General features: G+C 67.5%; 18 protein-coding genes, 1 tRNA gene and 2 pseudogenes. 16 read left to right on the top strand and 5 right to left on the bottom strand.

Annotated elements, in window-relative coordinates; all coding sequences use genetic code 11:
• Positions 1-309: 309 nt before the first annotated feature.
• Positions 310-417: pseudogene (locus ACKY0W_RS05345) on the bottom strand (excalibur calcium-binding domain-containing protein); the annotation flags it as partial.
• On the opposite strand from ACKY0W_RS05345, the pseudogene ACKY0W_RS05340 reads away from it, so the two are divergent.
• Together ACKY0W_RS05340 and ACKY0W_RS05335 are read left to right on the top strand one after the other, a co-directional pair.
• Positions 412-630, top strand: a pseudogene (locus ACKY0W_RS05340) (IS3 family transposase); the annotation flags it as partial. The pseudogenes ACKY0W_RS05345 and ACKY0W_RS05340 sit on opposite strands and share 6 nt — an antisense overlap.
• 129 nt (positions 631-759) lie before the next feature.
• Complete coding sequence (locus tag ACKY0W_RS05335; protein WP_409436687.1) at positions 760-2121, top strand: cation:dicarboxylate symporter family transporter; 1362 nt, start codon at positions 760-762, stop codon at positions 2119-2121.
• Between the two features lie 69 nt (positions 2122-2190).
• Here ACKY0W_RS05335 and ACKY0W_RS05330 read toward each other — a convergent pair.
• A tRNA-Leu gene (locus tag ACKY0W_RS05330) sits at positions 2191-2264 on the bottom strand.
• Positions 2265-2328: 64 nt separating this feature from the next.
• On the bottom strand, positions 2329-2634 hold the full coding sequence (locus ACKY0W_RS05325) for a DUF732 domain-containing protein (RefSeq protein WP_105295776.1): 306 nt from the start codon (positions 2632-2634) through the stop codon (positions 2329-2331).
• 481 nt (positions 2635-3115) lie between these two features.
• On the opposite strand from ACKY0W_RS05325, the gene ACKY0W_RS05320 reads away from it, so the two are divergent.
• The 14 genes from ACKY0W_RS05320 to ACKY0W_RS05255 all read left to right on the top strand — a co-directional run bounded on the left by ACKY0W_RS05320 (position 3116) and on the right by ACKY0W_RS05255 (position 14890).
• Positions 3116-3415 (top strand): PE family protein, encoded by a 300-nt coding sequence (locus tag ACKY0W_RS05320; protein ID WP_406758673.1) that lies wholly within the window; start codon positions 3116-3118, stop codon positions 3413-3415.
• Between the two features lie 9 nt (positions 3416-3424).
• Positions 3425-4663: a PPE family protein, SVP subgroup gene (locus ACKY0W_RS05315; protein ID WP_409436686.1), complete on the top strand. Its 1239-nt coding sequence runs from the start codon at positions 3425-3427 to the stop codon at positions 4661-4663.
• Between the two features lie 8 nt (positions 4664-4671).
• A complete protein-coding gene (locus ACKY0W_RS05310) occupies positions 4672-5916 on the top strand; it encodes a PPE family protein (RefSeq protein WP_409436685.1) in 1245 nt (414 codons plus the stop codon).
• A gap of 45 nt (positions 5917-5961) precedes the next feature.
• Positions 5962-6258 (top strand): WXG100 family type VII secretion target, encoded by a 297-nt coding sequence (locus ACKY0W_RS05305; RefSeq protein ID WP_406757180.1) that lies wholly within the window; start codon positions 5962-5964, stop codon positions 6256-6258.
• A 14-nt stretch (positions 6259-6272) separates the two neighbouring features.
• Complete coding sequence (locus tag ACKY0W_RS05300) at positions 6273-6557, top strand: WXG100 family type VII secretion target (protein WP_047317298.1); 285 nt, start codon at positions 6273-6275, stop codon at positions 6555-6557.
• 203 nt (positions 6558-6760) lie between these two features.
• Complete coding sequence (locus tag ACKY0W_RS05295) at positions 6761-7060, top strand: PE family protein (protein ID WP_409437658.1); 300 nt, start codon at positions 6761-6763, stop codon at positions 7058-7060.
• Between the two features lie 41 nt (positions 7061-7101).
• Entirely contained in the window at positions 7102-8310 is a 1209-nt protein-coding gene (locus tag ACKY0W_RS05290; protein ID WP_409437657.1) for a PPE family protein, read from the top strand.
• 40 nt (positions 8311-8350) lie between these two features.
• The gene (locus tag ACKY0W_RS05285; RefSeq protein WP_409436684.1) at positions 8351-8647 is read left to right on the top strand and encodes a WXG100 family type VII secretion target; all 297 of its coding nucleotides are present in this window, start codon (positions 8351-8353) and stop codon (positions 8645-8647) included.
• A gap of 20 nt (positions 8648-8667) precedes the next feature.
• Complete coding sequence (locus ACKY0W_RS05280; RefSeq protein WP_409436683.1) at positions 8668-8952, top strand: WXG100 family type VII secretion target; 285 nt, start codon at positions 8668-8670, stop codon at positions 8950-8952.
• A 135-nt stretch (positions 8953-9087) separates the two neighbouring features.
• A complete protein-coding gene (locus ACKY0W_RS05275; protein WP_409436682.1) occupies positions 9088-9903 on the top strand; it encodes a PE family protein in 816 nt (271 codons plus the stop codon).
• Positions 9904-9954: 51 nt separating this feature from the next.
• Positions 9955-11130 (top strand): PPE family protein, encoded by a 1176-nt coding sequence (locus tag ACKY0W_RS05270; RefSeq protein ID WP_409436681.1) that lies wholly within the window; start codon positions 9955-9957, stop codon positions 11128-11130.
• Between the two features lie 37 nt (positions 11131-11167).
• Positions 11168-13681, top strand: coding sequence for an ATP-binding protein (locus ACKY0W_RS05265; RefSeq protein WP_409437656.1), 2514 nt, complete (start codon positions 11168-11170; stop codon positions 13679-13681).
• Positions 13681-14364: a response regulator gene (locus tag ACKY0W_RS05260; protein WP_406758667.1), complete on the top strand. Its 684-nt coding sequence runs from the start codon at positions 13681-13683 to the stop codon at positions 14362-14364. The genes ACKY0W_RS05265 and ACKY0W_RS05260 overlap by 1 nt, the downstream gene beginning before the upstream one ends.
• A gap of 67 nt (positions 14365-14431) precedes the next feature.
• Entirely contained in the window at positions 14432-14890 is a 459-nt protein-coding gene (locus tag ACKY0W_RS05255) for a DUF1942 domain-containing protein (RefSeq protein ID WP_406758666.1), read from the top strand.
• A 10-nt stretch (positions 14891-14900) separates the two neighbouring features.
• On the opposite strand, the gene ACKY0W_RS05250 is transcribed toward ACKY0W_RS05255, so the two are convergent.
• On the bottom strand, positions 14901-17453 hold the full coding sequence (locus ACKY0W_RS05250; protein WP_409436680.1) for a DUF4118 domain-containing protein: 2553 nt from the start codon (positions 17451-17453) through the stop codon (positions 14901-14903).
• The gene (locus ACKY0W_RS05245) at positions 17446-18348 is read right to left on the bottom strand and encodes a potassium-transporting ATPase subunit C (RefSeq protein ID WP_409436679.1); all 903 of its coding nucleotides are present in this window, start codon (positions 18346-18348) and stop codon (positions 17446-17448) included. Before ACKY0W_RS05245 ends, ACKY0W_RS05250 begins: the two co-directional genes overlap by 8 nt.
• Position 18349 lies beyond the last annotated feature (1 nt).

Below are 18349 nucleotides of genomic sequence, written 5' to 3'. Positions count from 1 at the left end.
AGGAAAATGTCGTAATTATTGTGATCGAGGTCGCAGACTAATCCCAACCGCACCATGTCACACTGGACAAAACCGCAGGATCCAGGCCTGCCAGCAACTTCCTCCATATGCCTTGAGCAGGCATCAAGGCCGGGTTGGCCAACTTGTGATGCGCATCGCGATTAACATTGAATAAGAATTTAAGAATTCCCAACAGGAAATTCGGAGCTCCTCGTCACAGGGCCCTTGCAAATTCTCGGGCGGGCGGGTATGAGCCAGACAAAGACGCCGGTCAGGCGGTGCGCCGGGGCCGGATGGGGGCCTGCGAACCTAGGATTCGCACGCCACACCATCGCCGTCTCGATCAAGTTCATAGACGTCGTTGCCGACGACCGAGACGGGGCCTTGGACATACGCCGGGCCGTTGCCGCCCTTGCCATCGCCGGTATGTCCCCCTCAGTGGAACGTGCTGGGGACAGCTACGACGCCGTCGCCGCAACCATCAACGGCCTCTACAAGACCGAACTGATCAAAACCCGCGGCCCGTGGCGCACCATCGACCAAGTCGAAGTAGCCACCCTGGAATGGGCGGACTGGTTCAATCACCGCCGCATCAACAGCTACTGCGCCGACACACCACCGGCCGAGTAAGAAGCCCTTTACTACAGTCAGGTCCGAACCCAGCAAACTGCTGAGTTCTCAAACCCCTGAGCGTCCGGAAACGCCGGGGATTCAAGATGCTCGTTGCAGCGCAATCGACGTCAACTGGAGGTGGCACCGATGACCGTGTCGGCAGACTCGCGATCCGAGCCGTCGCCCCCACAGCGTCGCGACCGAACGCACTGGCTCTACATCGCAGTCATCGCGGCCGTCGTCGTCGGCATAGCGGTCGGGCTCGTGGCACCCGAGGTCGGCAAGAGCGTCGGGGTCCTCGGCACCATGTTCGTCAACCTCATCAAGATGATGATCGGCCCCATCATCTTCTGCACGATCGTGTTGGGGATCGGCTCGGTACGCAAGGCCACCACCGTAGGGAAGGTCGGCGGCCTGGCCTTCGTTTACTTCCTGGGCATGTCCACGGTCGCATTGGCCATCGGTCTGGTGGTCGGCAACCTGATTCACCCCGGCAGCGGCATGCACCTGGCCGAGAACTCGACAGGTAAAGGCGCCGAACTCGCGGAGAAGGCACGCAAGTCAGGCGGACTCATGGACTTCGTGCAGGGCATCATCCCCGAGACGCTCTTCTCATCGCTGACCGCCGGAAGCGTGCTTCAGGCACTGTTCGTGGCACTACTGGTCGGATTCGCGCTGCAGGGCATGGGCAGCTCCGGTGAACCGATCCTGCGTGGCATCGAGCACCTGCAGAAGCTCGTCTTCAAAGTGCTCATCATGATCCTGTGGTTGGCACCGATCGGCGCCTTCGGTGCGATCGCCAACGTCGTCGGACAAACCGGCTGGACCGCCGTCAGCCAACTGCTGACGCTGATGCTGGGCTTCTATGTGACCTGCGCGCTCTTCGTGTTCGGCGTGCTCGGCGTTCTGCTGCGCGCGGTGTCGGGGGTGTCCATCTTCAAGCTGGTGCGGTACCTGGCCCGCGAGTACCTGCTGATCTTCTCGACGTCCTCGTCGGAATCGGCGCTGCCGCGTCTCATCGCCAAGATGGAGCACCTGGGCGTCGACCGAAGCACCGTCGGTGTCGTTGTGCCGACCGGGTATTCGTTCAACCTCGACGGCACCGCGATCTACCTGACCATGGCGGCGCTGTTCATCGCCGAGGCGCTGAGCGCCCCGATGTCCGTCGGGCAGCAGATCGGCCTGCTGGTGTTCATGATCGTCGCCTCCAAGGGCGCCGCCGGTGTGACGGGCGCCGGGTTGGCCACGTTGGCCGGAGGCCTGCAGGCCCACCGCTCCGATCTGCTCGACGGGGTCGGCCTGATCGTCGGGATCGACCGGTTCATGTCCGAGGCCCGGGCGGTGACCAATTTCTCCGGCAACGCCGTAGCAACCCTGCTGGTCGGCTCGTGGACACACACCGTGGACAAGGCAAAGGTCGATGCGGTGCTGCGTGGGCACGATCCGTTCGACGAGCTCACCATGGTCGACGACCACTCCTCGGCAATCGCGCAACCTGCGCGCGTCTAGCTCTGGTGGCACCAAGGGCTCCCCCCGGGTGAGCCCGGGCCATCAACCCTTTGACCAGCACAAACACCGTGCCCCCAGTCGGACTCGAACCGACACTGGGCGGATTTTAAGTCCGCTGCCTCTGCCAATTGGGCTATGGGGGCTCGCGGCGAATCTAACGTGGCGAGCGCGCCAGCGCCCTACCGGCACTCCGTGAAGGTGCAGAAATCAGGCGTGCTCGGGGCAGTAGTTCTGCGCGGCGATCCGGGCGAACTCCGCGGCACGCTGCAGCGTGAAGCCGGGGTTGGTGGTCTGGACGGCCACCACGGTGTCCATCGGGGTGAGTCCGGCGTCCATCAGCTGGCACACCGAGTGACCGGCCGAGATGGCCACCTGGTCCGAGCCCTTGTGGCTCAGGCCGGCCCCGGTCAGCTGGGTCAGGAAGGCGGCGTCGCTGCCCACCGGCTCTGCGTGCGCCGGTGCCGCCAGACCGACCAGCGCGGTGAGGCCCGCTAGCAGCAGAAACCGATTCATAGCTCGTAGTGTGCTGAGCGTTCGTTAATAGCGTGTTACGCACCGTTTACTCCTCCGGATCCGGATGTTAAATCCGCGTTACCGGGCCCTCACCGCCCCGACGCGGGTGGCCGGCGCGATGGGCTGAGACGGGCTAAAAATGTTGTCCATCAACCTGATTGACAGCCGGCCAGGCAACGCCGAGATGGCCGCGCCCACGCCCAGGGTGTCAGTGTGAGCTGGACCACGCCGCCGCAACGCGAAAGCCCCACGGCGAGCACCCAATACCGCCACGCACGGCTTTTGCATCCAAGCCCTCGGTCGGCCTCGGGCCCGCGAGATCGTGACGCCCCACACACCGCAGACACCGCTCCACTGAGGTGCATGTAAAGAGTTCCGACACCCCGGTTAAGAAGCGGTTAACCAGCTTTCACAATCGCCCGGTCATACGCAACGGTGGTGCCAGGAGCCGCGTCGTCACGGGCTCCGTAAGGAGAATCCCATGTCTTTCGTGACCACCCAGCCGGAGGCGCTGGCGTCGGCGGCCAGCACCCTGCAGGCGATCGGCGCGGCGCTCAACGCCCAGAGCGCCGCGGCGTCCGCCCCGACCACCGGCGTCGCTCCCGCGGCCGCTGACGAGGTCTCGGCGTTGACCGCCGCGCAGTTCGCCGCGCACGCCGGCCTCTACCAGACGGTTGCCGCGCAGGCGTCGGCCATTCACGACATGTTCGTGGCCACGCTCAAGAGCAGCTCCGCGTCGTACGCGGCCACCGAGGCCGCGAACGCGGCGGCAGCGGGTTAGGCGGAAATCATGTGGGACTACGGAGCATTGCCCCCCGAGATCAACTCCGGGCGCATCTACAGCGGACCGGGGTCGACCCCGATGATGACGGCCGCCGCGGCCTGGCGCGGACTGGCGGCCGAACTGAGCGCAGCCGCCCACTCCTACGAGACGGTGATCACCGAGCTGTCCGGTGAGGAATGGCTCGGTCCGGCCTCCTCCTCGATGGCCGCGGCCGCGGCCCCCTACATCGCCTGGATGAACAACACCGCCGCGCTGGCCGAGCAGGCCGCGGTCCAGGCCACCTCCGCCGCCGCCGCATTCGAGACGGCCCGGGGAGCCACGGTGCCCCCGGCGGCGGTCACCACCAACCGGGTGCAGCAGGCGGCGCTGGTCTCGACCAACATCCTCGGCATCAACACCCCGGCGATCGCGGCTCTGGACGCCCTCTACGCACAGATGTGGGCCCAAGACGCCGCAGCCATGTACGGCTACGCCAGCGGCTCGGCTGCCGCGACACAGGTCACCCCGTTCAACGAGCCGGCCCAGAACACCAACCCGGCCGGGCTGGCCAACCAGGGAGCGGCGGTCACCCAGGCCGGCGGCAGCAGCACCGCCAACAGCACCGCGCAGACCGCACAGATGATCTCGTCGCTGCCGAATGCCCTGCAGAGCATGGCCTCGCCGGCAGCCTCGACCGACTGGCTCGAGCAGATCATCGAGTTCCTCTACAACGACCCGACAAACGGCTACGCGTACATGTTCGGCACCCCGCTCTACAACCTGTTCAACACCGCCGGCACCGGCGCGGCCTTCATCCCGTCTGCGTTGCTGCCGAGCCTCATCGGTTTCATGACCGGTGGCGGCTTCAGCGGCACCACCGGCAGTGCGCTCGGAGGCGGTCTGGGAGCGGCGCTGAGCCCCGGTGGTGCACTCGGCGCCCTCGGTGCGCTCGGCGGCGGCCTGTCCAGCGGCGTCAGCAGCGCCTTCGGGGTCAGCGCGGTCACCCCGGCCGTCACCGCCGGCATGGGGAAGGCCTCGCTGGTCGGGACGTCGTTCTCGGCGCCGGCGAGCTGGGCGGCGAACACCCCCGGCGCTGCGGCCTTGACCAGCGGGCCCGGCGGTTGGGCGGTCCCCACCGAGACCCACAACAACATGGCCTCCATGCCCCCTCCGGTGCCGACCGGCGTCGGGCAGCGCGGCATGAACTACGGCACACCGCGTTACGGGTTCCGACCCAAATTCATGCCCAAGCCGATGGTGGTCTAGGAGCAACGATGATCGACTACGCACTGCTGTCGCCGGAGATCAACTCCGGACGTCTGTACGCCGGTCCCGGCTCCACGCCGATGATGACGGTCGCCTCTGCCTGGCGCGGACTGGCCGCGGAGATCTCCTCGGCGTTGACCTCGTACGAAACGACGATCACCCAGCTCGTCGACGAGGAGTGGATGGGCCCGGCATCGGCCTCGATGTCCGCCGCCACCAAGCCGTATCTGACGTGGATGGCCGACACGGCGACCAAGGCCGAGGAGGCCGCCACCCAGGCCACCTCGGCGGCGGCCGCGTTCGAGGCGGCCCACGCGGCCACCCCTCCCCCGGCGGTGATCGCTGCCAATCGCGCGCAGCAGAAGCAACTGGTGGCGACCAACGTCGTCGGCCAGAACTCGGCCGCGATCATGGCAAGCGACGCACAGTATTTCGAGATGTGGGCCCAGGCCGCCGACGTCATGTACGGCTACGCCGCGTCGTCGGCAGTGGCGACCAAGGTGACGCCGTTCAACGAGCCCAACCAGACCACGAACCCGGACGGAACGGCCAGCCAGGCCGCCGCGGTCACTCAAGCCAACGGCAACACCGCCGCCAACAACACCGCGCAGACGGCACAGGCGATTTCGTCGCTGCCGAACACGCTGCAGACGCTGACCTCGCCGAGTCCCGCCGACGCCGGTCTTCCCCCGCCCACGCTGGCCGGGCTGCTCGAAGCCATCGGCCGCAACGCGTCGATCAATGGTGTTGTGTCGCTGGTGACTTACCCGTTCAACGGCCTGATGAGCTTCACCGGAACCTCGGCGGCGTTCACCCCGGCAAGCTTGATCCCGACCATGACCACGTTCTTCTCCGGTGGTGGTTTCAACGCCCTCGGCGGTGGTGCGGCCGGTGCCGGCATCGGTGCCCTGCTGGCCCCGGGTGGTCCGTTGAGCAGCCTGGGCGCATTGGGCGGCGCGTCGGCGTTCACCGCGAGCGCCCCGTCGGTGTCGGCCGGCGTGGGTCAGGCCACCTTGGTCGGCGAGCTTTCCACGCCGCCTACCTGGGCCGCAGCCGCTCCCGCCGCCAGCGCCGTCGACTCGGCCGGCGCCTTGCAGGCCAGCAGCTGGGCCGCCGCCCCCGAAGAGATCGAGTCGATGGCGGCCATGCCCGGCGGCATGCCGATGGGTGCAGAACGGGGCGGCTTCGGTCTGGGCACCCCGCGCTACGGCTTCAAGCCGACCGTCATGGCCCGACCGGTAGTTGCCGGATAAACCCCCTCACCGTAAAAACGGAACCGCAGACAAGGAGACACAGCAGTGGCAACACGATTTATGACCGATCCGGACGCGATGCGTTCGATGGCGGGCCGTTTTGATGTGCACGCGCAGACGGTGGAGGACGAGGCTCGTCGGATGTGGGCGTCCTCGACGAACATCTCCGGTGCGGGCTGGGGTGGTCTGGCGGAGCGGACCTCGATGGACACCATGGGTCAGATGCAGACCGCGTTTCGCAACATCGTGACCATGCTGCACGGTGTGCGTGATGGGCTGATTCGGGACGCGAACCACTACGAGCAGCAGGAAGCTGCTTCCCAGCAGATCCTGTCGAGCTAGAAGGAGAACCGCAGATGTCGATCAATTACCAGTTCGGTGATGTGGATGCCCACGGTGCGTTGATTCGTGCGCAGGCTGCTTCGTTGGAGGCTGAGCACCAGGCGATCGTGCACGATGTGCTGGCTGCCGGTGATTTTTGGGGTGGTGCTGGTTCGGTGGCGTGCCAGGAGTTTGTGGCGCAGTTGGGTCGCAACTTCGCGGTGATCTACGAGCAGGCCAACAGCCACGGTCAGAAGGTGCAGTCGGCCGGCAACAACATGGCCAACACCGACGCCTCGGTGGGCTCCAGCTGGGCGTAACGTCGGCCAAGACCCGGGAAACCCGACGCAGCAGAGGGGGCTGCGTCGGGTTTTTCCGTTTCGCGGCATCAAGAACTCATCAAGGTTCGATTCCGCCGCGTTAAGAGCGCATAAGGGCAGCAGCTAACCGAGCACCGTTGCGGCACGGTGGATCTCGTGGTCGGCACCGTGCCGGCCCGATCGGTTAGGAGATGGTGATGTTGATGTCGTTCGTGAGCGCGCAGCCTTTTGAGCTGACGACCGCGGCCGGCGAATTGACCGGTATCGGCTCGGCGATGGCCGCCCAGAACGCGGCAGCCGCCCCAGCCACCACCGGCGTGATCCCCGCGGCGGCGGACCCGGTCTCGGCGTTGACCGCCGCACAGTTCGTCGCGCACGCCGGCCTGTACCAGGCGGTCAGTGCCCAGGCGAATGCGATTCATCAGATGTTCGTCACCACTCTGGCGACCAGCGCGGCAGCGTACGAGGCGACCGAGGCCGCCAACGCGATCGCAGCGCGCTGAGTCACGCAAAACCAAGCAAGTCAAAGGAACTCAAGAACATGATGGAGTTCGGTGCGTTGCCACCGGAAGTCAACTCCGCGTGGATGTACACCGGGCCGGGAGCGGCGCCGCTGATGGCTGCCGCCACGGCCTGGCGCGGACTGGCCGCGGAGCTGGGGTCGACGGCCGCCGCCTACCAGGCGGTGATCGCCCGGATGGCCGGTGAACTGTGGGCCGGTCCGGCGTCGGCGTCGATGGCCGCCGCGGCGGTTCCCTTCGTGGCGTGGATGAACACCACCGCCGCTGCGGCCGAGCAGGCCGCCACCCAGGCCACCGCGGCCGCGGCCGCCTTCGAGACCGCGTTCGCGATGACGGTGCCCCCACCGGTGATCGTGGCCAACCGCAGCCTGTTGATGCTGCTGGTCGCGACCAACCTGCTGGGGCAGAACGCCCCGGCGATCACGGCCACCGAGGCGCAGTACGCCGAAATGTGGGCCCAGGACGCCGCCGCCATGTACGGCTACGCGAGTGGTTCGGCCGCCGCGGCGCAGGTGACGCCGTTTGCCGAACCCGCCCAAACCACCAACCCGGCCGGGTTGGCCGGCCAGGCCGCCGCGGTCACCCAGGCCGCCGGCAGCTCCGCGGCGAGCAACAGCCAGGCCAGCCAACTGATCTCGGTGTTACCGGGCGTGCTGCAGAGTCTGGCATCGCCGACCCAGGGCGGCCCATCATCAGCTTCGTCAAGCCTGTCGGGGATTCTGGGCGGTCTGTTCGACAACAGCCAGATCACCGACGGCATCAACGGGATGGTGAACACCGGAGCCTGGAACGTCGCCAGCACGCTGTCGACCGCGGTCGGCTTCTTGAGCAGTCTCGGCAGCAGCGCGGGATCCTCGCTGGGAACCGCGGGCTCCGCGGCTGCCGGGGGGCTGAGTTCGGCCGTCGGTGCGGTGGCACCAATGGCTTCGCTGGGCCCGGTCGGCTTGGCCGGGCTGGGTTCATTCGGCGGCGCGCCGGTGTCGGCGGCCCTCGGTCAGGCCGGTTCGGTCGGCATGCTCTCGGTGCCGCAGAGCTGGGCTACCGGAGCCACCGCCGGCGCCGTGTCGGCACTGCCGAGCACCGGCTCGACCGTGCCCGCAGCAAACGGGGCATCGGCCGTACCGGCCGGCCTGCCGATCGGTGCTGCTGGGGGCCGCAGTGGCCCCAGCGGGAACCTGCCTCAGTACGGATTCAAACCCAGTGTCGTCGCACATCCGGTCCTGGCCGGCTGACGACGGAAGAACCGCAACCAACAATCAAGGAGTTACCGCAATGACCACCCGTTTTATGACCGACCCGGACGCCATGCGTTCCACGGCGGCGCGATTCGACGCGCACGCGCAGACCGTGGAGGACGAGGCCCGGCGGATGTGGGCATCGACGACCAGCATCTCCGGCTCCGGCTGGGGCGGCCTGGCCGAGCGCACGTCCTACGACACCATGGGCCAGATGCAGACCGCTTTCAGCAACATCGTCAACATGCTGCACGGCGTGCGGGATGGTCTTGTCCGGGACGCCAACCAGTACGAACAGCAGGAATCTGCCTCGCAGCAGATCCTGAGCAGCTAACACAAGGAGCAATGGTTCAGATGTCCATCAACTATCAGTTCGGCGACGTCGACGCCCACGGCGCGTTGATCCGCGCCCAGGCCGCCGCCCTGGAGGCCGAGCACCAAGCGATCGTGCAGGACGTGCTGGCCGCCGGGGACTTCTGGGGCGGCGCCGGCTCGGTGGCCTGCCAGGAATTCGTCACCGCCCTCGGGCGGAACTTCCAGGTCATCTACGCCCAGGCCAACGCCCATGGTCAGAAGGTTCAATCGGCCGGCAACGACATGGCCAACACCGACGCCGCCGTGGGCTCCAGCTGGGCCTGAAAGCAAACCGTCAATAATCCGTGCGAGACCGTAAAGAACTCGTTAACGACCTCTGGCAGTCGGGAGTCCGACGAAACAGTGGAGCGGTGACCGAGCCCCGCTTGGGGTCCGGCTCGTATCCGCCGAGGAGATGTCATGTCGTTCCTGACCACCCAGCCCGAGGCGCTGGCTGCGGCGTCCGGCAATCTACAGACGATCGCCGGCACGCTGAACGCCCAGAACGCGGCCGCAGCCGGCCCGATCACCGGGCTGGCGCCGGCCGCCGCCGACGAGGTCTCCGCACTGCAGGCCACCCAGTTCTCCGCCTACGGCACCCTGTACCAGCAGATCAGTGCGCAGGCCGCGGCAATGCAGGAGATGTTCATTCACACCCTGCGTGTCAGCGCTGATTCCTACGGGGAGACCGAGACCGCCAACTCGGCGGCGGCGACCACCACGGCCGGGTTGGGCACTGCCACGGGGCTGGGGAACGCCGGTACCGGGGCCGCCGCCGACCCGACGTTCGGGCTGGGTGGAATCGCCAGCAACTCCGCCATCCTGGCCGCCATGAACGCCGCGAACCTCGGCTCCGCGACCTCAGCATTCACCGGCTTGGGCACCGGCTTCATCACCAACCCGTCCGGCGTCATCCATCACGTCGAGGGTGTCAGCCAGGGCAACCTGGTCTCCCAGAGCACCCCGGGCGCAGCGGCCCCGGTGGCCGCCGCAGCCGGCCAAGGGGCCCCGGTCAACAAGATGTCGGCGCCGCCGAACTGGGCCGGCGAAGCCGTCCCGGCAGCCGAGCCGCGCCCGCTGGTCGCCGCAGGATCGTCGGAAGTCGAGCCGCGCGGGGCCGCCACGGTGCCGGCAGGAGCACCGGCAGTCGCCTCTTCCGATCGTGGTGGCCCCGGTTTCGGCCGGCCTCGCTACGGCGTCAAGCCGGTCGTGATGCCGCGCAAGCCGATCGTCTAGCGGCAACCCGCGCCTGGCCGAAACCGACTAGAGGAAACGGACTTCCACGAGATGGACTACGCAGCATTGCCCCCGGAGATCAACTCCACTCGGATGTACTCGGGCGCCGGGGCCGCGCCGATGACGGCTGCCGCAACGACATGGAACGCGCTGGGCGCCGAGCTGGCCACGACAGCGGCCTCCTACGAGTCGGTGATCTCGACGCTGACCGACGAAGAGTGGCGGGGCCCGGCCGCAGCGGCGATGGCCGCCGCGGTCCGGCCCTACGTGGCGTGGCTGAACACCACGGCCGCCGCCGCCGAGCACGCCGCCGCCCAGGCGTCGGCATCGGCCGCGGCCTACGAAGCGGCGTTTGCGATGACGGTGCCCCCGGCGGTGGTGGCCGCCAACCGGGCACAGTTCGCGGCGCTGGTGGCGACGAATTTCCTGGGGTTCAACACCGCGGCAATCGCGGCGGTGGAGGCGCAGTACGCCGAGATGTGGGCACAGGACGCCTTGGCCATGTACGGCTACGCGGCCTCCTCAGCGCTTGCCGGGACGCTACAACCGCTGAGCTCACCCGCTCCCAGCACCAACCCGGCCGGGATCGCCGGTCAGGGCGCGGCCGTCGCCCAGGCCTCGGTCGGCAGCGCACAGAACGGGTTGTCGCAGCTGGTATCGGGATTGCCGACCGCCATGCAGACCCTCGCCTCGCCCTTGGCCGCCGGATCAGCCCAGAGCGGGCTGGGTGACTTCCTGTCCAACTTCATCAACTCGACGCAGAACATCGGCATCTGGAACGGGGTTCAGACCTACAGTTCGGCGTTGACCAACGCCGGCGCGTGGCACGCGTTCGCCGGTATCGCCAGCGCCATCGCCATCGCGCACGGCGGTGCGGCGGAGGCGGTGACTTCGCCGTTGCTGGTGGACTCGGTCTCCGCGCCACCAGCGACGCCCCTGGGCCGCGCGCCGGTGCTGGCCGGCATCGGAAACGCCGCCCCGGTGGGCGGACTCTCGGTGCCCCAGAGTTGGCCGGCGGCCGTCCCGACAACGGCGACGTCGATCCCCGAAAGCAACGCCACTCTGGTCAGCCATGGCTGGACCGAGGCCGAGGAGGCCGGCACGGTCAACACGGTGGGCGCCGGTGTGCCAGGAGTGGCATCGGCCGGCCGCGGAGGCTCCGGTCTGAGCAACCCGAGGTACGGGTTCAAACCCACTGTGATGGTGCGGCCTGTCGTCGCTGGCTGATGCCGTCGGTTGCCGCGATGATGGTCTGGTGAGTCTCGTGAGACAAGCCGGGCAGCCTGCAGAACCACGGGGAGAACTCCGCATCTACCTCGGAGCCTCGCCCGGGGTCGGTAAGACCTACGCGATGCTCGGCGAAGCGCACCGCCGCACCGACCGCGGCACCGATGTGGTCGCGGCCGCGGTCGAGACCCACGGCCGCAGCAAGACCGCCGAACTGCTGCAGGGCATCGAGATCCTCGGCGAACCCGGCGGGCCACTCGATGTCGACGCCGTGCTGACCCGCCGCCCCGAGGTGGTCCTGATCGACGATCTCGCGCACACCAACCCCGCGGGCAGCCGCAACCCCAAACGCTGGCAAGACATAGAAGAACTGCTTGCCGCCGGCATCACCGTGGTCTCCACCGTCAACGTGCAGCAGCTGGAGAGCCTGAGCGACGTCGTCGCCAAGATCACCGGGACCACCCAGCACGACACCGTCCCCGACGCGGTCGTGCGCCAAGCCGCGCAGATCGAACTCATCGACGTCGCACCGGAGGCGTTGCGCCGCAGGCTGTCCCACGGCAACGTCTTTCCGCCGGAGAAGGTCGACGCGGCGTTGGCCAACTACTTCCGCGGCGAGACGCTCACCGCGCTGCGGGAATTGGCGTTGCTGTGGCTCGCCGGGCAGGTTGACGCGACGCTCACCCGCTACCGCGCCGACAAGAAGATCACCGAGACCTGGGAGGCGCGGGAACGCATCGTCGCCGCGGTGACCGGCGGCCCGGAATCGGAGACCCTGGTCCGGCGGGCCTCCCGGATCGCCTCGAAGGCCGGCGGTGACCTGCTGGTGCTGCATGTCCTGGGCGGCGATGGGCTCTCTGGTGCGCCGGCACCCCGGGTGGGCAAGATCCGCCAACTGGCGATCAGCCTGGGCGCCTCGCTGCACACCGTGATCGGCGACGACGTGCCGACCGCGCTGCTGGACTTCGCCCGTGACGTCAACGCTACCCAGTTGGTGATCGGCAGTTCACGCCGTTCCCGTTGGGCCCGCATCCTCGACGAGGGTGTCGGTGCGGCGGTGGTGCAGCAGTCCGGCGATATCGACGTCCACATCGTCACCTACGAGGACGCCAAGCCCAGTTTCCGGGGGTTGTCGATCTCGCCGCGGGAACGGCGTGCGGTGTCCTGGCTGGCCGCCGTCGTTGTGCCGTTCCTGATGTGCGCGATCATGGTGGGCTGGCTGGACCGCTACTTCGACGCCGGTCAGAGCGCACTGTTTTTTGTCGGGGTGCTCTTGGTGGCCCTGCTCGGCGGTATCGCCCCGGCGGTTCTGTCGGCGTTGCTGTCCGGGGTGTTGCTGAACTACTTCGTCCTCGCGCCTCGGCGCGATTTCACCATCGCTGAGCACGACGTCGCCGTGACCGAAGTCGTCCTGCTGTTGGTGGCCGTCGCGGTGGCGGCCCTGGTCGACGGCGCGGCCAAACGAACCCGGGAAGCCGGCCGCGCCTCCCGCGAAGCGGAGCTGATGACACTGTTCGCCGGGTCGGTGCTGCGCGGCGCGGACCTGGACACCCTGCTGGAGCGGGTTCGTGAAACGTACGCGCAGCGGGCGGTGAGCCTGGTGCGCGTCCCGACGAACACCGCGACGCCCGAAGTCGTCGCCTCCGTCGGCGAAAACCCCTGTACTTCGGTAGATCTCGCGGACACCTCGATCGATGTCGGCGACGACGAGTTCTGGATGCTGATGGTCGGCCGGCAGTTGGCCTCACGTGATCGCCGGGTGCTCTCGGTGGTGGCTCGCCAAGCCGCAGGACTGGTCCGCCAGGAGGAACTGGCCGCCGAGGCCGGCCGGGCCGACGCGGTGATGCGGACCGACGAGCTGCGCCGTTCCCTGCTGTCGGCGGTCAGCCACGACCTGCGCACCCCACTGGCAGCAGCCAAGGCGGCGGTGTCGAGTCTGCGCGCCGACGACGTCGACTTCTCCCCCGGCGACACCGCCGAACTGCTCGCCACCGTGGAGGAATCGGTTGATCAGCTCACCGGCCTGGTGGGCAACCTGCTCGATTCCTCGCGACTGGCCGCGGGTGTGATCCGACCGGAGTTGATCAAGGTGTACCTGGAGGAGGTGGTGCAGCGGGCCTTGATCGGAATCGGCAAACGCAGCAGCGCCTTCGGCCACGGCCGCGGCCTGGACCAGGTAAAGGTCGAGGTGGGCCCGACCGTGGTGATGGCCGATGCCGGCTTGTTGGAGCGCGTGCTGGCCAACGTGATCGACAACGCGCTGCGCTACGCCTCCGACAGCGTGGTGCGGGTGACGGCAGGCCGAGTCGGCGACCGGGTGCTGATCAACGTCGCCGATGAGGGCCGCGGGCTGCCCCGCGGCGGCGAGGCGCACGTGTTCGATCCGTTCCAGCGTCTCGGCGACCGCGACAACACCAGCGGCGTCGGCCTCGGACTGTCGGTGGCGCGGGGTTTCACCGAGGCGATGGGCGGCACCATTTCGGCGACGGAGACGCCGGGCGGCGGGTTGACCATGGTGGTAGACCTGGCCGCACCGGCAGGAGAGAGCTGATGAGCACACGAGTTCTGGTAGTCGACGACGAGCCGCAGATTCTGCGCGCGCTGAAGATCAACCTGTCGGTGCGCGGCTACGAAGTCGTCACCGCGGCGACCGGCGCCGGCGCCTTGCGTGCCGCCGCCGAGCAACGCCCGGATGTGGTGATCCTCGATCTGGGGCTGCCCGACATCTCCGGCATCGAGGTGCTGGCCGGGCTGCGTGGCTGGCTGACGGTGCCGGTGATCGTGCTGTCGGCACGCACCGACTCGGCCGACAAGGTGGAGGCGCTCGACGCCGGCGCCGACGACTACGTGACCAAACCCTTCGGAATGGACGAGTTCCTGGCGCGGCTGCGCGCCGCCGCCCGGCGCAACGCCGCAACCGCTGAAATCGACCAGCCAATAGTGGAAACCGCCTCGTTCACCGTCGATCTGGCGGCCAAGAAAGTGATCAAGAACGGCGGCGAGGTCCACCTGACTCCCACCGAATGGGGAATGCTGGAGATGCTGGTGCGAAACCGGGGAAAGCTGGTCGGCCGCGACGAGTTGCTCACCCAGGTATGGGGCCCGGCATACGCAAAGGAAACCCAATATCTTCGGGTCTATCTGGCGCAGTTGCGCCGCAAACTCGAAAACGATCCCTCAAACCCCAAACACCTGCTCACCGAGGCGGGGATGGGTTACCGATTCGAAGTGTGAATTTTTGAGGTTTTGAAATCCGTCGACGCGGATATGCCTGGGAGAACCTAGCGGAAGGAGCTTTACCGTGATGTTCTCCCAAATCGCCAAGAAGACGGCAGTTGCAGCGGCCGGCCTCACGACGGCCGGAATGCTTGCGGTGGCACCGGCTTCTGCAGACCCACAGGTGGTCGGATTCGGCCAGACCCAAGAGATTCAGAGCCCCGGTGGGGCCATCGACTACACCGTCTCGGACCTGCAACCCAGCGGGCACAACGACGGTATTTGGTACTCGGAGGTGACCGCCCGGGCAGTAAGCGGTTCCCCCACACCGAACATCGCTGACTTCAATGCGCGTGCCGTCAACAGCTCAACGTTCGCGGTGATGAAGGGCAACGAGGTCGACGGCCTGCCCAACGGACCGATCGCTGCGGGAAGTCAGACCAGCGGACGACTCTACTTCGACGTCAAGAACGGCACCGCGCCGGACAGCGTGGTCTACCGCGACGCCGCCGGAGTCGACAAGGTTGTCTGGAAGCACGCATAACCCGTCGTAGTCAGATCGCCGGGGGCGCGGCCAGATCCACCACCATGGTGAGGCCGCCGCCCGGCGTCTCGGTGGCGGAGACCGTTCCGCCCATCGACTCGACGAACCCGCGTGCCACCGACAAGCCCAGGCCGATACCGGTGGTGTTGTTCTGATCGCCGATCCGCTGGAACGGCTCAAACAGGCGCTCCCCACCCGGCGGTAGGCCGCGGCCCTGGTCGGCAACATTGATCAGAACCCGATCACCGACCTGACACGCACTGACGCGGATCGGGCCATCGGGGGCATAGCGCAACGCGTTGTCCAGGAGGTTGGCCAGCACCCGTTCCAACAGTCCGGCGTCGGCCAGCACCACCGGGTCATCAACGTCGACTTTGACCCTGTCGATACCCGAACGGAAGAAGCCGGTCTTGCCCCGTCCGATACTGACCAGGGCCCGTTCCACGACTTCTTCCAGGTACACCCGACCCAACTCGGGGTGTACCACTCCCGCGGCCAACCGGGACGAGTCGAGGAGGTTGCCGACCAGTGCGGTGAGTTGGTCGATCGACTCCTCCACGGTGGCCAGCAGTTCGCCGGTGTCCTCCGGTGAGAACCCGACGTCGTCGGCGCGCAGACTCGACACGGCTGCCTTGGCACCCGCCAGCGGCGTACGCAGATCATGGCTGACCGCGGACAGCAGCGAGCGGCGCAGCTCATCGGCTCGCATCACAGCCTCGGATCGGCTCGCCTCGTCCGTCAATTCGCGTTGCCTGACCAATCCGGCCGCCTGCTTGGCCACTGCGGACAACACGCGTCGATCGCGCGCCGCCAATTGTCTGCCCGCGATCAGCATCCAGAACTCGTCGTCGCCCACATCGATGGCGGTGTCCGCAGCGTCGACAGTCGTACACGGGTCAGTGCCCGCGGCGGCAATCACCGTCTGACCGGCCTGCTGGCCGTCGACGGTAGCTATCCGCAGGATGCTCACCGCCCGTAGCGCATAGGTCTCCCGGACGCGTTCCAGCAGCGTCTCGATGTCGGCGCCCCGCAATACCGAACCAGCGAACAGCGCCAGCAACTCCGCCTCTTGGGAAGCCCGCCCGGCTTCCCTGGCGCGTTCGGCGGCGCGATCCACCAGCACCGACACCGCGACCGCAACCAACAGCAGCACGATCTCGGTGATCGCCGAATCGGTTTCGGCGATGGTGAAACTGTGCCGGGGATCGATCAGGAAATAGTTGAGCAGCAGACCCGATATCACGGCCGAGAGAATTGCCGGGGCCACACCGCCGAGCAGGGCCACCGCCAGGACGCTGACGAAGAACAGCGCGCTCTCCCCGCCCAAGCGCAGTACCGGATCGAGCCATGTCGTGGTGATCGCGCAGACCACCGACGGCACGAGCAGCGCCGCCAGCCACGGCAGCGCGCGGCGTTGTCGCGGTGAGATGGGTGTGATCCGGAAACCTTGCTTGGACTCTTCATGAGTCACGATGTGCACATCGATCTTGCCGGACCGCCGCACCACCACCGCGCCGATGCCCTCGTCGAACAAGCGCGCCCAGCGAGACCGCCGCGACGTCCCGATCACCAACTGGGTGGCGTTGACTTCCCGGGCGAAGTCCAATAGCGCGGTCGGCACGTCGTCGCCGACGACGATGTGCAGTGAGGCACCGAGGCCGGCCGCCAACTCACGGATCTTTCCCATCCGCGCACTGGGAACGGCCGAGTGTCCGTCACCGGCCAGCACGTGCAGCGCCAGCAGCTCGGCGCTGGACTTCGATGCGATCCGCGAGGCACGCCGTACCAGCGTCTCCGATTCCGGGCCGCCGGTCACGGCCACCACCACCCGTTCGCGGGCTTCCCAGGTGTCGGTGATCTTCTTGTCCGCGCGGTATTTCGCCAGCGCGGAGTCCACCTGGTCGGCCACCCACAGCAGTGCCAATTCCCTTAGCGCGGTGAGGTTTCCGCTGCGGAAATAGTTGGACAACGCCGCATCGACCTTCTCCGGTGCATAGACATTGCCGTGGGCGAGCCGGCGGCGAAGCGCCTCCGGAGCGATGTCGACGAGTTCAATCTGCGACGCCTGACGGACGAACGAATCCGGCACCGTCTCCAGTTGCTCAACACCAGTGATCTGTGCGACGACGTCGTTGAGGCTCTCCAGATGCTGCACATTGACCGTAGAGATCACCGTGATCCCCGCGGCGAGCAGTTCCTCGATGTCCTGCCACCGTTTGGCGTTGACGCTGCCCGGCGTATTGGTGTGGGCCAACTCGTCGACGAGGACGACCTGCGGTCGTCGCGCCAGCACCGCTGGGACGTCGAGTTCGGGGAAACGCTTGCCCCGGTAGTCGAGCTGGCGAGGCGGGACGACCTCGATTCCCTGCAGCAGTTCCGCCGTCTTTCTCCGACCGTGCGTCTCGACCACGGCGGCCACCACGTCGGTCCCTCGTTCCATCCGCCGGTGGGCCTCGCCCAGCATCGCGTACGTCTTTCCGACCCCGGGGGCCGCACCCAGGTAGATGCGCAACTCCCCACGTCTGGCGCGGGAGCCATAAGCACTCACCGATAGATCATCCATCGGAACAGCAACCGGGGACAGGATGCTCGTGGTCGAGTTCCAGGTTCACCTCAACCACGTTGACGCGGGCCTCACCCAGGAACCCGAGCAGTCGGCCGCTCTGATGAGCGCGGACCACGGCACGGACCTGCTCGGCGCGTATCCCCCGGGCCTTGGCGACTCGGTCGATTTGAAGTTCGGCGTAGGCCGGTGAGATATCGGGGTCCAGGCCGCTGCCGCTGGCGGTGACGGCATCGGCGGGAACACGCGGATGTTCGGCCGCGGCTCCCCGGATCGGCACGATCTGGCCGGCCGAGTAATCCTCACCGGGCCGGGCACATTCCACCCGAACGCCGTGATAGCCGGACACAAACGGTTCGCTGCCGGGGGCGCAGGGCTCATTGACGCTGACCACGCGGGTCGGACGGGCGACGGTGCCGCCGGGGCCACGCGGACCGAACACAGCCAGCACGGCGCCCCGCCCACTGGCGGTGCAGAACGGTCGCGACGCGGCCTCCGCGTCGAGGCCTTCGGCCTTCGCAACGGCCACGCTGCGCGTGCAGACCTCGGTGAGCAGGCTCGGCGCAGCGGGCATGTCGACGATGCTCTCCGGGCCAAGATTGCTCGCTCCACTGGCCAAGGCGTCGTAGCCGATGCCGGCCTTCGACGGCCTGCTCTGAAGGTACTGCGGCAGCGGCCGGCCGGCAGTGTCGGTGAACGACTGCCCGAGCAGCGCGCTGGCGACCGGTCGGCCACCGGCGTCGGCGACCAGTGACCCCTCCGCACGCTGATGCAGACCCGGGATCTGGGCCACCAGCCAGACCAACACCGGGTAGCCGATGCCGAGCACGACGGTCAAGACCAGCAGTGCACGCAGCGCGGCCCCGTAGCCCCGCACCAAGCCCGCAAATCGCATG

This window comes from Mycobacterium sp. SMC-14 (assembly GCF_046250075.1).
In the GTDB taxonomy this organism is placed as follows: domain Bacteria; phylum Actinomycetota; class Actinomycetes; order Mycobacteriales; family Mycobacteriaceae; genus Mycobacterium.
This window is presented reverse-complemented; position numbering and strand designations above follow the sequence as displayed.

Bases quoted from the DNA above. Each gene is read 5' to 3' on its own strand.
- ACKY0W_RS05285 (WP_409436684.1), top strand. From the start codon at position 8,351: ATGACCACCCGTTTTATGACCGACCCGGACGCCATGCGTTCCACGGCG.
- ACKY0W_RS05245 (WP_409436679.1), bottom strand. From the start codon at position 18,348: ATGCGATTTGCGGGCTTGGTGCGGGGCTACGGGGCCGCGCTGCGTGCA.
- ACKY0W_RS05300 (WP_047317298.1), top strand. From the start codon at position 6,273: ATGTCGATCAATTACCAGTTCGGTGATGTGGATGCCCACGGTGCGTTG.
- ACKY0W_RS05310 (WP_409436685.1), top strand. From the start codon at position 4,672: ATGATCGACTACGCACTGCTGTCGCCGGAGATCAACTCCGGACGTCTG.
- ACKY0W_RS05325 (WP_105295776.1), bottom strand. From the start codon at position 2,634: ATGAATCGGTTTCTGCTGCTAGCGGGCCTCACCGCGCTGGTCGGTCTG.
- ACKY0W_RS05275 (WP_409436682.1), top strand. From the start codon at position 9,088: ATGTCGTTCCTGACCACCCAGCCCGAGGCGCTGGCTGCGGCGTCCGGC.
- ACKY0W_RS05260 (WP_406758667.1), top strand. From the start codon at position 13,681: ATGAGCACACGAGTTCTGGTAGTCGACGACGAGCCGCAGATTCTGCGC.
- ACKY0W_RS05320 (WP_406758673.1), top strand. From the start codon at position 3,116: ATGTCTTTCGTGACCACCCAGCCGGAGGCGCTGGCGTCGGCGGCCAGC.
- ACKY0W_RS05270 (WP_409436681.1), top strand. From the start codon at position 9,955: ATGGACTACGCAGCATTGCCCCCGGAGATCAACTCCACTCGGATGTAC.
- ACKY0W_RS05335 (WP_409436687.1), top strand. From the start codon at position 760: ATGACCGTGTCGGCAGACTCGCGATCCGAGCCGTCGCCCCCACAGCGT.
- ACKY0W_RS05280 (WP_409436683.1), top strand. From the start codon at position 8,668: ATGTCCATCAACTATCAGTTCGGCGACGTCGACGCCCACGGCGCGTTG.
- ACKY0W_RS05250 (WP_409436680.1), bottom strand. From the start codon at position 17,453: ATGGATGATCTATCGGTGAGTGCTTATGGCTCCCGCGCCAGACGTGGG.
- ACKY0W_RS05295 (WP_409437658.1), top strand. From the start codon at position 6,761: ATGTCGTTCGTGAGCGCGCAGCCTTTTGAGCTGACGACCGCGGCCGGC.
- ACKY0W_RS05290 (WP_409437657.1), top strand. From the start codon at position 7,102: ATGGAGTTCGGTGCGTTGCCACCGGAAGTCAACTCCGCGTGGATGTAC.
- ACKY0W_RS05315 (WP_409436686.1), top strand. From the start codon at position 3,425: ATGTGGGACTACGGAGCATTGCCCCCCGAGATCAACTCCGGGCGCATC.